Raw genomic sequence first — 14,303 nt, 5'->3', positions numbered from 1 at the left:
AATATATGGTACAGCACATTGGTTATTATGGAATTTTCTTATGTACAATCCGCTCTTTAGAAAAGCATTTAGAGTTCACCCTTTAGCACTTTCTTTGGCTTTAACGGTACCTTCAATTGTTTATGCAGATGAGGCAATGGGAACAGCCACTTTAGCAACGATAAAAGTACAAGCAGAACAAGAAAATTCCGCTGTTACCGAAGGTTCGGGTAGCTATACAGCAAAAAGCACAAATACTTCTACAAAATTAAATTTGTCTCTTCGTGAAACTCCTCAATCGGTCAAAGTTTTAACTCGTGAATATTTAGATGATCGAAAAATCGATTCTTTCCAAGATTTAATGAACAATATTACGGGTGTTTCAACTTCACGCACCGATGAGCGCCAAAAAGCTTATGCGCGTGGCTTTGAGGTGGATTATTATTTACTGGATGGAATGCCTAGTACAACCAACTTAAGTATAGGCGATCTTGATCTAGATATTTATGATCGTGTTGAAGTCGTTAAAGGTGCTAATGGCTTAACAACAGGCGCGGGGAACCCTGCGATGGCACTTAACATGATCCGTAAACATGCTAATGCCAAAGAGCTTACAGGTAATGTTAGTACATCTTTGGGTTCGTGGAATTCGTGGAGCAGCTCAGCAGATATCTCTACACCGCTTAATGCTGATGGGTCTTTGCGTGGCCGTATGTTTGTAAAGCATTCCGATGAAAAATCATTTATGGATTTTTATGAGAAAGAACGTAATGTATTTTATGGTGCCCTTGATTATGACCTGAGTGATAAAACAAGTATGTCGCTTGGGGCTACTTATCAAGAGTTACACCGTGACGGTATCCGTTGGGGCGGAACACCGGCTTTTTATACTGATGGGACTCGTACTAATTTTTCTAGAAGCTTAACAGTAAGTGCGCCTTGGACTTATTGGGATGTGAATACAACCGCAGTATTTGCAAACTTAAAGCAGAATTTATTTAATGACATTAATTTAAATATAGCTTATACATTCCGCAAAGAAGATACGGACTCTATGTTGTTATATACAGCAGGCCAAGTAGATAAGGCGACCAATACCAGCCCATTAGAAAATCCGAATGATGAGAAGCATAAAGCTGATTATGTTTCTGTATATGGTGCAAAAGCTGCAAATGAAGAAAACAATATTGATGTTTTTATCAATGCACCATTTACGCTTTTTAATCTTCCACAAGAAATCATTATTGGTGGATCTTGGAATAAGAACGAAAAGACGAAAGATATTTTTGGTGGATCTAACACAAACCAAGACATTGAAAAATATTTAGGTGGTCCGCTTAACTATAACGATATAGCTCAAGAGTTGCTTCAGCCTGTTGTTTTAAACGGTAAAAATGCGCTAAATGAAACTACACAAACTGCCGCATATATTGCTGGTAAATTTCAAATTCTTGATCCTTTAAAAATTATTGCTGGTGCACGTTTATCTAATTGGGAATATAAGTCTGAAAATGATAAAGGTAACCGTGAATTTAACAATGAATTAGCACCATATATTGGCGCTATTTATGATTTTGCCCCAGATCATTCTGTGTATGCGAGTTATACAGAAATTTTCAAACCTCAAGAACGTAAAGATGTAAATGATCAATATATTGACCCGATTACAGGTAAGAGTTATGAGGCGGGGTTAAAGAGCGAATGGTTTGGAGGGCGTTTTAATACAGCGTTGTCAGTATTCCGGATCGAGCAATCTAATTTTGCTGAATCGATACCTGGCCGATTCATTATTCGCAATGGTACACAAACTACAGAGCAGGCTTATCGAGCTGTAGATGGGGTTGAAAGTAAGGGCTTTGAATTTGAAGCTGATGGTGAAATTAACGACAACTGGGGGATTAGTTTCGGTGTTGCTAATTTCGAAGCAAAAGATGCAAAAGGTACAAAGGTTAATACGACAAACTCTCGAACAACTTCGAATTTATTTGTTAAGTACAAACTTGATCAATGGAGTGCAGGATTTGGTTTAAATTATAAGAGTAAATACTACACGGGTAGTGGAAGCTCCCGTATTGAGCAAGATGCTTATGTTTTAGCAAATGCGATGCTAGGCTATCAAGTAGATAAAAATATCAAACTTCAATTCAATATTGATAATATATTTGATGAGAAGTATTACGAAGGTATTGGTGAAAACTCAATGAATTGGGGAACACCACGAAATGCAACAGTAAGTGTTCGTTATAATTTCTGATTTAGACTCTCATAAGCAGTCGATTTGTGAAAGCCCTCTGATGAGGGTTTTTCTATATTTACTCAGCATAATTTAATTATACTTAGACTAGCGTTTAGGTGCATAGATTGATTTATAAGCAGTTGTACTTATAAATATTATTTCCCTTTCAAATTCCATTCATTTTTGACAAAATGATACAAGTCACAATGGTCAATTAAAGTAATATGCCCATTAATAATTTTGCTTAAATTTTTGCAGGAATTGCGCATGTTGTTTGTTAATTACTATACAATACAAACTCTTAACGAAAGTTTTTAATTAAAAATCTTAATGATATGTTAGAAGTATTTCGATCCACTTCAAGCAAACTGATATTGCTACTGGTTATTGTTTTAGTAGCTATACTGCAATATCAATTTTGGTTAGGTGAGGGTGGTTATATCCCTCATCAAGCTCTCATGCAGCAAATTCAGCAACAAGCTGAGGTAAATGAAGAGCTTAAAGAACGGAACCGTATTTTAGCGGCAGAGGTTTTTGACCTTAAAAATGGTACAGAAGCAATAGAAGAACATGCTCGCCTTGATCTTGGTTTGGTTAAACCTCATGAGACATTTGTTCAAATGAGTACAATCAGTACCCATTACAAGCCTATTTATATTGACCCGAACGCTAAAGTTGATTTGGAAACGAATGAGACACCTGCATCTCCAGATATCCCAGACTAAATTATGGGCAGTAATTCCAGCTGCAGGATCGGGAAGTCGATTTTCTAAAACTGAATTGAAGCAGTATCAATATATTCAGGATAGGACTGTTTTAGAACACACTATTGGGCGTATAAGTCAGCTTCCGTTAAATGGTTATGTTTTGGCAATTGGTACACAAGATACCTTTGCCCAGACTCTTGCATTTCAAAATATAGATAAGGCGCATTTTTGTACTGGTGGAGCCGAGCGAGTCCATTCGGTGCTAAATGCGTTAAATCATCTTTTAAATTTTGCCGATGAAAATGATTGGGTGCTTGTACATGATGCGGCTCGGCCTTGTGTAACAATTGAGTGTTTGAATGCTCTTGTGGCAAAGGCAATTGAATCAAATGAGAGCGCTATTTTAGCAATTCCTGTTCGTGATACTTTAAAGCAGGTTAAGACAGGCAATCATATTGATAAAACGGTCAGCCGAGATTTATTATGGCAAGCTCAAACTCCTCAAATTACCAAAATTGGTAAACTCAAAAAAGCAATTGAACAGGCTTTAGAGAATAACGTCACTATTACCGATGAGGCAAGTGCACTCGAATATATGGGTGAAACTGTACAGGTTGTGATGGGACGTTCGGATAATATAAAAATTACCTATCCTGATGACTTAGAACTTGCGCGTTTGATTCTTCAATCTCAGTCTTAATTTGATTATTTTAAAATTGCTTGGATAATTAAACTGTCTAAGCAATTCTTTCTACATATCTATTTATAACAACTCATATTCTTTTACATTTATAAGTCTTACGATTTAACAAGATCGGGCAACTATACATAGATAATGTTCGATCATCGAACAAATAACACTTATACCGAACAAAACCATAGCGGGATAACTAGATCAAATTATAAAAATTATCAAGAATGTTTAAAAGGGAAATCTAAGGGAAACACTCGGGATTGAGTGAAAATATTTATCTATTCTTCTCGCCTCAGTGTGTCTAACTCTCTTACCTATCTCTTCTTCAATGAGCACAATGGAGTTGTCTAATGATTGACAAAAGTAAGTCCTCACTTACCGAGGTTCTATCGCAAATTAAAGATGGTGCCACCATCCTGATTGGTGGTTTTGGTACCGCAGGACAACCCGCTGAACTCATTGACGGACTGATTGAACTGGGTGTTAAAGATTTAACGATTGTCAGCAACAATGCCGGTAATGGCGATTACGGTCTGGCTAAACTGCTTAAAGCAGGATCAGTTAAAAAAGTCATCTGTTCTTTTCCACGTCAGTCAGACTCTTATGTGTTTGATGAGCTGTACCGTGCCGGAAAAGTAGAGCTTGAAGTAGTACCACAAGGTAACTTGGCTTGTCGTATTCAGGCAGCAGGTATGGGACTTGGGGCTGTGTTTACCCCAACAGGCTTTGGCACACTTCTAGCTGAAGGTAAAGAAACCCGTGAGATTGATGGTAAAGACTACGTACTTGAATATCCAATTAAGGCGGACTTCGCCTTAATTAAAGCTTACAAGGGCGACCGCTGGGGCAATCTGGTTTACCGTAAATCTGCCCGTAACTTTGGTCCGATTATGGCAATGGCTGCTGATGTCACCATTGTTCAGGTTTCTGAAGTGGTTGAGCTAGGTGGATTAGATCCAGAGCACATCATCACCCCAGGTATTTTTGTACAGCACGTTGTTCAAGTCGCGCCAGCACAGTAAGCAATAAGGAGAAATAACATGAGCTACCAGAAACTCAGCCGTGACCAGATTGCAAAACGTGTGGCACAAGACATTCCCGATGGGGCCTATGTGAACTTGGGTATTGGCTTGCCGACCAAGATTGCAAGCTACTTACCTGACGATAAAGATATTTTCCTTCATTCTGAAAATGGTTTACTCGCTTTTGGCCCACCGCCAGCGGCAGGTGAAGAAGACCCTGAACTGATTAATGCGGGTAAAGAGTTTGTGACCATGCTAGAAGGCGGCAGCTTTTTCCACCATGGTGATTCGTTTGCCATGATGCGTGGTGGTCATCTTGATATTGCTGTGCTTGGTGCGTTTCAGGTTGCAGCGAATGGTGACTTGGCTAACTGGCACACGGGTGCACCGGATGCGATTCCTGCGGTGGGTGGTGCAATGGATTTGGCTGTGGGTGCCAAGAAAGTATTTATCACCACAGACCATGTGACCAAGCAAGGTGAACCGAAAATTGTGGCTGAGCTGAGCTATCCGGTGACGGGTAAACGCTGTGTTGACCGTATTTACACTGACCTTTGTGTGATTGATGTGACCAAAAATGGTTTAAAGGTGATTGAGAAAGTGGAAGGTCTTAGCTTTGACGAGTTACAGGGTTTGACTGGTGCAACTTTGATTGATGCGACACAAGGATAAGGACGTAGGGAAATGACTTTAAAAAACGCTTATATCATCGATGCTATCCGTACTCCATTCGGCCGTTATGCTGGTGGTCTTGCACCTGTCCGTGCCGATGACCTTGGCGCTATACCGATTAAAGCCTTAATGCAGCGTAATCCAAATGTAGATTGGGAACAAGTTGATGATGTGATCTATGGCTGTGCTAACCAAGCCGGTGAAGACAACCGTAATGTTGGCCGTATGTCAGCACTACTTGCAGGCTTACCTTATCAAGTACCAGCAACCACCATTAACCGTCTCTGTGGTTCTTCACTCGATGCCATTGCTATGGCAGCCCGTGCTATTAAGGCAGGTGAAGCGAACTTGGTGATTGCTGGTGGTGTAGAAAGCATGAGCCGTGCACCCTATGTGATGGGTAAGTCAGACAGTGCTTTTGGTCGTAGCCAGAAGATTGAAGACACCACCATGGGCTGGCGTTTCATTAACCCTAAACTTAAAGAATTGTATGGTGTAGACACCATGCCCCAGACTGCCGAGAACGTAGCTGAAAAGTTTAACGTGAATCGTGCAGATCAGGACCAGTTTGCCTTGGTGAGCCAACAACGCACCGCAAGCGCGCAAGCCAAAGGCTTTTTTTCTAAAGAAATCGTGGCAGTTGAAATCCCTCAGCGTAAGGGTGATGCAGTGGTGATTGATACCGATGAACATCCACGTGCATCAACTACACTTGAAGCTTTAAGCAAACTTAAACCTGTTGTAAAAGCGGATGGCACAGTCACTGCGGGTAATGCTTCGGGCATTAACGATGGTGCAGCAGCATTACTGATCGCATCTGATGATGCAGTTCAAGCTTACAACCTAAAACCACGTGCCAAGATCATTGCCTCTACAGCTGTGGGTGTAGAACCCCGCATTATGGGGTTCGCTCCGGCACCTGCAATCAAGAAGCTTCTTAAACAAGCTAACCTGACCTTAGATCAGATGGATGTGATTGAGTTAAATGAAGCTTTTGCTGCACAGGCTTTGGCAGTCACCCGTGATTTAGGTTTGCCAGATGATTCTGCCAAGGTAAATCCAAACGGTGGTGCAATTGCTTTGGGTCATCCACTTGGCGCTTCAGGTGCACGCCTCGTAACAACAGCCTTAAACCAGCTTGAACAAACAGGTGGACGTTATGCCTTGTGTTCAATGTGTATTGGTGTGGGCCAAGGCATTGCACTCATTATTGAGAGAGTCTAATCATGAGCCAGTTATATGCCAGCTTGTTTTATCAAAAAGACGTCACTGACATCTTTAGTGATTCATCATTAATTACATACATGATTCAGGTTGAAGTTGCGCTAGCTCAAGCACAGGCACAAGTTGGTGTGATTCCTCAAAGTGCGGCTAACACAATTGCACAAGTGGCTGAACAAGCACTAGAAAAGTTTGACTTTCCAGTTTTAGCAGTGGCAACTGGACTAGCTGGGAATATTGCTATTCCGTTTGTAAAACAACTTACAGCAATTGTTAAAGATATTGATGAAGATGCTTCACGCTATGTGCATTGGGGCGCAACCAGTCAAGATATTTTAGACACAGCGTGTATTTTGCAATGTCGTGATGCGTTGAACATTGTGGAAGCTCAACTTCAACAGTGTTACACCACTGCATTACAACAAGCGAAACAATATCGCCATCAAGTCATGATTGGACGCACTTGGTTACAACAAGCTTTGCCAATTACCTTAGGGCATAAACTTGCTCGTTGGGCTTCTGCATTTAAACGTGATTTAGATCGTATTGAAGAGATGAAACCACGTGTATTCACTGCCCAGTTAGGTGGGGCTGTGGGTTCCTTAGCTTCTTTACAAGATCAAGGTTCACTTGTGGTTAGTGCATTTGCTAAACAGCTGAATTTGAGTGTTCCAACAAGTACGTGGCATGGTGAGCGTGACCGTATTGTAGAAATCGCAAGTGTGCTTGGCATGATTGTTGGTAATACAGGCAAAATGGCACGTGATTGGTCTCTTATGATGCAAACCGAAATTGCAGAATTGTTTGAACCCACAGCGAAAGGTCGTGGTGGTTCATCAACCATGCCTCATAAACGCAATCCGGTTGCGGCTGCTTCAGTACTTGCGGCAGCAAACCGTGTGCCAGCACTCATGTCTAGCATTTACCAAAGTATGGTACAGGAACATGAACGTAGCTTAGGTGCGTGGCATGCAGAATGGTTGGCAGTTCCTGAAATTTTTCAGCTTTGTGCTGGAGTATTGAGTCGTACTGGTGAGGTTTTACAAGGTTTCGAAGTTAATGCTGAGCATATGCAACGAAACCTTGAGTGTACCAATGGATTGATTATGGCAGAAGCAGTCATGATGGCACTTGCTCCAAAAATTGGCCGTTTAAATGCTCATCATTTGGTTGAAGCAGCTTGTAAAACAGCAGTGGCACAAAACCAGCATTTATGCGATGTCGTTAGCCAGTTAGATGAAGTAAAAGCACAGTTCAGCCAAGATGAAATTGTGGAAATATTTAAACCAGAAAACTATTTAGGCAATATTCAGCAACAGATTGATGCAGTTTTGCAAGAAGCACAAGGAGAGCCAAAGTGAAACAGACTATTAGCAACCGTCAAGGTAAACAGTTAGCTGTATACACTGAAGGCTTAAAAGATGCTCCTGTGCTTGTGTTTTCTAATTCGTTAGGAACAGGCCATGGTATGTGGCAACCACAAGTAAATGAACTTAAAAATCATTTCAATGTCATTACATATGATACACGAGGCCATGGTGAAAGCGAGGTGATTGGCGACACTTCATTGCAAAATTTAGCGGAAGATGTTGTAGATATTTTAGATGCTTTAAATATTGAAAAAGCTCACTTTTGTGGCATTTCAATGGGTGGCATTACAGGGCTTTGGTTAGGTATCCATTATCCAGAGCTCTTTCATAGCATTACTGTTGCGAACTCAGCAGCTAAAATTGGGCAGGCTGATGCTTGGTTGAGCCGTGCTGAATCTGTAGAGCAAAATGGTCTGGCTGAGTTGGTTAAAACGACACACACCCGCTGGTTTAGTGAAAAATTTGACTATCAACATAATGTTGTTGCACAGATGACCATTCAAAGTCTTGCAAATACACCAGCACAAGGTTATGCCAATGCATGTCGTGCTTTAGCACATGCCGATTTAAGAGATGAAATTGCACAAATCCAAATTCCGGTACTGCTGATTGCAGGAACAGAAGATCCGGTGACTACAGTAATAGATGCTGAGTTTATGCAGCGAGCAATTAACAACAGTCAACTTGCGAAAGTGGATGCATCACATCTGTCTAATATTGAGCAACCGCAAAAATTTACTCAGGAATTAACTCGGTTTATTCAACAGCTCTAGAAATTTAGCAGTTTAAAAGGAATTGGCCTTAAGGAGGCAAATATGGCGTCTCAGGATTACGCTGCACCAAATAAAAGTATCGATGCTCAAGCACTGATCAATGATGCTCCACTCAGTAAGTATCAATGGATGATCGCAATCATCTGTTTCTTAATTATTTTTACTGATGGTATCGATACTGCTGCGATGGGTTTTATCGCTCCAGCTTTGGCTCAGGATTGGGGCGTTGACCGCTCTCAGTTAGGCCCAGTGATGAGTGCTGCACTTGGTGGAATGATTATTGGAGCTTTGGTTTCTGGCCCAACAGCTGACCGTTTTGGTCGCAAAATTGTTTTAGCTGTTTCAATGCTTATTTTTGGTGGTTTTACCTTGGCATCTGCCTATGCAACAAATCTGGATAACCTTGTTGTATTGCGCTTTTTGACAGGTATTGGGCTGGGTGCAGCTATGCCAAATGCCACTACATTATTTTCTGAATACTGTCCAACACGCATTCGTTCATTACTCGTGACATGTATGTTCTGTGGCTACAACTTAGGTATGGCAACAGGTGGCTTTATTAGTAGTTGGCTGATTCCGACTTATGGCTGGCATAGTTTATTTTTGCTAGGTGGTTGGTCTCCTCTGATTTTAATGATTTTAGTGATTTTCGTTTTACCTGAGTCTTATCGGTTTTTAATTGTGAAAGGTAAAGACCCTGAAAAAGTACGCAAAATTTTAAATCATATTGCGCCAACTCAAGTTCAAGATGTAAGCACTTTTTATGTTCCAGAAGAAAAAACTGAAACAGCTCAAAAGAAAAATGTCTTTGGAATTATGTTTTCTAAACCCTATGCGAAAGGAACACTTTTGCTTTGGTTGACCTATTTTATGGGATTGGTTGTTGTTTACTTGCTTACAAGTTGGTTACCAACCCTCATGCGTGAAACAGGTGCTTCAATGGAGCGTGCTGCATTCATTGGTGGATTGTTCCAGTTCGGTGGTGTGGTAAGTGCTTTATTTATTGGCTGGGCAATGGACAAGTTCAACCCGAACCGAGTGATTGCCATCTTCTATTTTGCCGCTGGTCTATTTGCAATTGCTGTGGGTCAAAGCTTAGGGAATTCAACTTTACTTGCTGTGTTGGTTCTTTGCGCAGGTATCGCGATTAATGGTGCGCAATCTTCAATGCCAGCTTTAAGTGCACGTTTCTACCCAACTCAATGCCGTGCAACAGGTGTGTCTTGGATGACAGGTATTGGACGTTTTGGTGCGGTAGTTGGTGCTTGGATTGGGGCTGTATTACTTGGTAATGATTGGTCGTTTACTGCCATTCTCAGTTTATTACTAATTCCAGCGACTGCTGCGGCTGTTGCTGTATTTGTTAAATCACTTGTTGCGCATACCGATGCAACTTAATAGAGGTCTATCACAATGAATGATGAACAACGCTATGAACAAGGCATTGAAGTGCGGACTGAAGTTTTAGGTGAAAAACATGTTGGTCGGTCTTTGCAAAACCTAAATGACTTTAACCAAGATTTTCAAAATTTTATTAGTCGTTATGCATGGGGTGAAGTGTGGTCTCGTCCGGGTCTACCACGCCATACACGTAGTTTAGTAACGATCGCAATTTTATTAGCTCTGGGCCGCGAAGATGAACTACGTATGCATTTACGTGCATGTTTCAACAATGGTGTAACTAAAGAAGATTTAAAAGAGTTGATCTTACATAGCTCACTCTATGCAGGTTTACCTGCTGCAAACGCTGCAATGCATATGGCCGAAGAAGTCTTTAAAGAGTTGGGAATAGAAGTCAACTCAGTTGCAGCGAAAGAACAGGATTAAGGAGATAAAGATGTCACAACATAGCTGGGGTGCTTACGCCCAACGTAATACAGAAGATCATCCACCTGCATATGCGACAGGTTATAAGACAAGTGTTTTACGTTCGCCAAAAAATGCATTGATTTCTATTAATGAGACTTTAACTGAAGTCACTTCACCGCATTTTTCTTCAAATTTGTTTGGCCCAAAAGATAACGATTTAATTTTGAACTATGCCAAAGATGGTTTGCCAATTGGTGAGCGTGTCATTGTTCATGGTTATGTTCGCGACCAATTTGGTCGTCCTGTAAAAAATGCACTTTTAGAAGTATGGCAAGCCAATGCTTCGGGCCGTTACCGTCATCCGAACGATAAATATATTGGTGCTATGGACCCTAACTTTGGTGGTTGTGGTCGTACATTAACCGATGAAAATGGCTTTTATATTTTCCGTACCATTAAACCGGGTCCATATCCGTGGCGTAACCGCATTAATGAATGGCGTCCGGCACACATCCATTTCTCTTTAATTGCTGATGGCTGGGCTCAGCGCCTAATTTCACAGTTTTATTTTGAAGGCGATACGCTCATCGATACTTGCCCGATCTTAAAAACGATTCCTTCTGAAGATCAACGTCGTGCATTGATTGCACTAGAAGATAAAAACAACTTTATCGAAGCTGATAGCCGTTGTTACCGTTTTGACATCACTTTGCGTGGTCGTCGAGCGACTTACTTCGAAAATGATTTGACTTAATCAGGAGCCTTAACATGAATAACTGGAATTTTCAGGAATTAAAAGAAACTCCATCTCAAACAGGTGGTCCTTACGTTCACATTGGTTTGTTACCACAACAAGCAAATATCGAAGTGTTTGAAAACAACTTTAATAATCAGCTTGTACAAGACCAAACCCAAGGCCAGCGCATCCGTCTTGAAGGTCAGGTTTTTGACGGGTTGGGTTTACCTCTACGCGATGTGCTTATCGAGATTTGGCAGGCGGATGCAAATGGTATTTACCCAAGCCAAGCAGATACACGTGAGCAAAAAGCTGATCCTGCATTTCAAGGTTGGGGCCGTACAGGTGCAGACTTTGAAACAGGTATCTGGAGTTTTAATACCATTAAACCGGGTGCAACTGCTGGGCGTAAAGGTTCAACTCAAGCGCCACATATCGCTTTAGTGATATTTGCTCGTGGTATTAACTTAGGTCTTCATACACGTGTTTATTTTGAAGATGAAGCAGAAGCAAATGCTAATGATGCAATCTTAAATAGCATTGAATGGGCACCGCGTCGCCAGACCCTTATTGCAAAACGTTCTGAAGAAAATGGTGAAGTTATTTACCGCTTTGATATCCGTATTCAAGGTGATGACGAAACCGTATTTTTTGATATTTAAGAAACACCCAAGGCTACACATGATCGCCCATGGATGCGTGTAGCCTTTTAAGGATGAACGATATGAACATGAAAACATTATTAAGTTTAAGTTTGCTTGCACTTCCATTTTTTACAGCACAAGTGAATGCTGAACCTGTTGCTTTAGCTACTCAAACACAACCTGCGGCTATAGCTGTTAAAACGATTGTTCCGATTACAGCAAAAAACAAAGAACAAGCTTTGGCACAAGCTCAAGTGATTGCAAATACAGCAGATGCTGATTTGGCGGAATTCCGTATCGATTTATTGAGTTTTGCCAGTGACACAAAGCAAGTGATTGCCTTGGGCCAAGAATTAAAAAAGATCTTAGGCAATAAGCCAATGATTGCCACAATTCGTACTAAAAACGAAGGTGGCCAACTTGAAATTAGTGATGCGGATTATGGTAAGACTTATCAAGCTTATTTAAAAAATCCGTTCATGGACTGGCTAGACGTTGAAATGTTCCGTGATCAAAAAGTTGTTTCAGAAATCGTTCAAAAAGCACATCAAAAGAAAGTGCTGATTGTCATGTCTAATCATGACTTCCAAAAAACGCCAAGCCAAGATGAAATTGAAAAACGCTTATTAAAACAAGATCAAATGGGGGCAGATGTTCTCAAAATTGCAGTAATGCCAAAATCTAAACAAGACGTTTTTACTCTAATGAATGCGACTTTAAAAGTAAGTCAGCAAACCACTAAACCATTGTTGACCATGTCAATGGGGCAGTTAGGGACGATTTCTCGTGTTGCGACAGCCAATATGGGCGGAAGTTATAGCTTTGGCATGATTGGTGAAGCATCTGCACCGGGGCAAATTGATGTGACCAAGCTCAAACAGATTTTAAAAACCGTTCAACCAGCAAACCCATAAATCATAAGGACATGATGAAATGAATACATTACGTTTAACTACTCTTGCATTAGGTTTGATGGTTTCAGGTGTAGCCGCTGCGCAGACTTATGTTGTTGACCGTTATCAGGACGATAGCAATAAAGGTTCTTTACGTTGGGCAATTGAGCAAGCAAATGCTAACCCGACTGAAGCAAGCGAAATCTTGATTCAGGCAGTGGGCAAAGCACCGTATGCAATTAAACTAAACGGTGCGCTTCCAGAGATTAAAGCGCCAGTCAAAATCATTGGCACCCAGTGGGATAAAACTGGTGAATATATCGCGATTGATGGTTCAAATTATATTAAAGGCGAAGGTGCAAAAGCTTGTCCGGGCGCAAACCCTGAGCAGTATGGGACCAATGTGCGTACGATGACTTTACCGGGATTAGTACTACGCGATGTAAATAACGTTACTTTAAAAGGTCTAGATATTCATCGTTTCTGTATTGGTGTATTGATCAACCGTTCAAGCAACAACCTCATTCAGCACAACCGCATTAGCAATAACTATGGTGGTGCGGGTGTCATGCTTACTGGTGATGATGGACAAGGTAACCCAACTGCAACCACCACCAATAACAACAAAGTGTTGGATAATATTTTCCAAGACAATGGTGATGGTTTAGAGCTAACCCGTGGTGCAGCATTTAACCTCATTGCAAATAACCATTTTGTTTCAACCAAAGCAAACCCAGAGCCATCACAAGGTATTGAAATTTTGTGGGGTAATGACAATGCCGTAGTAGGTAACAAATTCGAAAACTATTCAGATGGTTTACAGATTAACTGGGGTAAGCGTAATTATATTGCCTACAACGAAATGACCAATAACTCGATTGGTTTTAACATGACAGGCGATGGCAACATTCTTGATAGCAATAGAGTTCATGGTAACCGTATTGGTGTCGCGATTCGTTCGGAAAAAGATGCAAATGCAAAAATTACATTGACTAAAAACCTGATTTGGGACAATGGTAAAGATATTAAACGCTGTGAAGCTGGCGGTTCATGTGTACCCAATCAGCGTTTAGGTGCAATTGTATTTGGTGTACCTGCACTTGAGCACGAAGGATTTGTCGGTTCTCGTGGTGGTGGTGTAGTTGTTGATCCATCGAAACAACAGAAAACATGTACTCAGCCAAATCAACAAGGCTGTAATGCTCAACCTAACCAAGCAATTAAAGCACCTAAATTAACCGCTAATAATGGTTCAGTTGCTGTAGAGATTAATGGTTTACCAAATCAACGTTATCAAGTTGAGTTCTTTGGAAATCAAAATGCAGCATCAAAAGAGGCTGAGCAATATTTAGGAGCTACTACTGTTGCTACAGATGCGCAAGGTAATGCAAAAGCGAATTGGAAGCCAACTGTAAAAGTTGCCTCAATTACAGCGAATATCACTGATCGCTTTGGAGCGACGTCTGAACTTAGTTCGGCCGTACAAATTAAATAATAACAATAAGGGAAGCGCCTCAACCGAGGCGCAGCATAGAAATATAGAAATG

14 protein-coding genes are annotated in these 14,303 nt (G+C 41.0%); all 14 read left to right on the top strand.

The window, feature by feature from the left end; genetic code table 11:
- Positions 1 to 40: 40 nt before the first annotated feature.
- The 14 genes from MSG66_RS17305 to MSG66_RS17240 all read left to right on the top strand — a co-directional run bounded on the left by MSG66_RS17305 (position 41) and on the right by MSG66_RS17240 (position 14,251).
- Positions 41 to 2,233 (top strand): TonB-dependent siderophore receptor, encoded by a 2,193-nt coding sequence (locus MSG66_RS17305; RefSeq protein WP_420714268.1) that lies wholly within the window; start codon positions 41 to 43, stop codon positions 2,231 to 2,233.
- A 317-nt stretch (positions 2,234 to 2,550) separates the two neighbouring features.
- Positions 2,551 to 2,940 (top strand): cell division protein FtsB, encoded by a 390-nt coding sequence (gene ftsB, locus MSG66_RS17300; RefSeq protein WP_004643028.1) that lies wholly within the window; start codon positions 2,551 to 2,553, stop codon positions 2,938 to 2,940.
- Positions 2,906 to 3,622 carry a 2-C-methyl-D-erythritol 4-phosphate cytidylyltransferase gene (ispD, locus tag MSG66_RS17295; protein ID WP_262472119.1) on the top strand — a complete coding sequence of 239 codons (717 nt, stop codon included), beginning with the start codon at positions 2,906 to 2,908 and terminating at the stop codon, positions 3,620 to 3,622. Before ftsB ends, ispD begins: the two co-directional genes overlap by 35 nt.
- 344 nt (positions 3,623 to 3,966) lie before the next feature.
- Positions 3,967 to 4,638, top strand: a complete 672-nt coding sequence (locus MSG66_RS17290) for a 3-oxoacid CoA-transferase subunit A (RefSeq protein WP_133973355.1) — start codon at positions 3,967 to 3,969, stop codon at positions 4,636 to 4,638.
- Between the two features lie 18 nt (positions 4,639 to 4,656).
- Entirely contained in the window at positions 4,657 to 5,310 is a 654-nt protein-coding gene (locus MSG66_RS17285) for a 3-oxoacid CoA-transferase subunit B (RefSeq protein WP_324654746.1), read from the top strand.
- 12 nt (positions 5,311 to 5,322) lie between these two features.
- Entirely contained in the window at positions 5,323 to 6,534 is a 1,212-nt protein-coding gene (gene pcaF / locus MSG66_RS17280; protein ID WP_324654745.1) for a 3-oxoadipyl-CoA thiolase, read from the top strand.
- Between the two features lie 2 nt (positions 6,535 to 6,536).
- Positions 6,537 to 7,892: a 3-carboxy-cis,cis-muconate cycloisomerase gene (gene pcaB / locus MSG66_RS17275; RefSeq protein ID WP_262472115.1), complete on the top strand. Its 1,356-nt coding sequence runs from the start codon at positions 6,537 to 6,539 to the stop codon at positions 7,890 to 7,892.
- Entirely contained in the window at positions 7,889 to 8,674 is a 786-nt protein-coding gene (pcaD, locus tag MSG66_RS17270) for a 3-oxoadipate enol-lactonase (protein WP_324654744.1), read from the top strand. The genes pcaB and pcaD overlap by 4 nt, the downstream gene beginning before the upstream one ends.
- Before the next feature lie 42 nt (positions 8,675 to 8,716).
- Positions 8,717 to 10,072 carry an MFS transporter gene (locus MSG66_RS17265; protein WP_042896112.1) on the top strand — a complete coding sequence of 452 codons (1,356 nt, stop codon included), beginning with the start codon at positions 8,717 to 8,719 and terminating at the stop codon, positions 10,070 to 10,072.
- A gap of 15 nt (positions 10,073 to 10,087) precedes the next feature.
- Positions 10,088 to 10,501 (top strand): 4-carboxymuconolactone decarboxylase, encoded by a 414-nt coding sequence (gene pcaC, locus MSG66_RS17260; RefSeq protein WP_202741925.1) that lies wholly within the window; start codon positions 10,088 to 10,090, stop codon positions 10,499 to 10,501.
- A gap of 10 nt (positions 10,502 to 10,511) precedes the next feature.
- Positions 10,512 to 11,237, top strand: coding sequence for a protocatechuate 3,4-dioxygenase subunit beta (gene pcaH, locus MSG66_RS17255; RefSeq protein ID WP_202741926.1), 726 nt, complete (start codon positions 10,512 to 10,514; stop codon positions 11,235 to 11,237).
- A 14-nt stretch (positions 11,238 to 11,251) separates the two neighbouring features.
- The gene (pcaG, locus tag MSG66_RS17250; RefSeq protein ID WP_133973365.1) at positions 11,252 to 11,881 is read left to right on the top strand and encodes a protocatechuate 3,4-dioxygenase subunit alpha; all 630 of its coding nucleotides are present in this window, start codon (positions 11,252 to 11,254) and stop codon (positions 11,879 to 11,881) included.
- 68 nt (positions 11,882 to 11,949) lie between these two features.
- Positions 11,950 to 12,777: a type I 3-dehydroquinate dehydratase gene (gene aroD / locus MSG66_RS17245; protein WP_324654881.1), complete on the top strand. Its 828-nt coding sequence runs from the start codon at positions 11,950 to 11,952 to the stop codon at positions 12,775 to 12,777.
- Positions 12,778 to 12,796: 19 nt separating this feature from the next.
- Positions 12,797 to 14,251: a right-handed parallel beta-helix repeat-containing protein gene (locus tag MSG66_RS17240; protein ID WP_324654743.1), complete on the top strand. Its 1,455-nt coding sequence runs from the start codon at positions 12,797 to 12,799 to the stop codon at positions 14,249 to 14,251.
- Positions 14,252 to 14,303 lie beyond the last annotated feature (52 nt).

The sequence above is a fragment of the Acinetobacter sp. IK31 genome (assembly GCF_035615195.1).
GTDB classification, from domain to species: Bacteria; Pseudomonadota; Gammaproteobacteria; order Pseudomonadales; family Moraxellaceae; genus Acinetobacter; species Acinetobacter calcoaceticus_C.
This window is presented reverse-complemented; position numbering and strand designations above follow the sequence as displayed.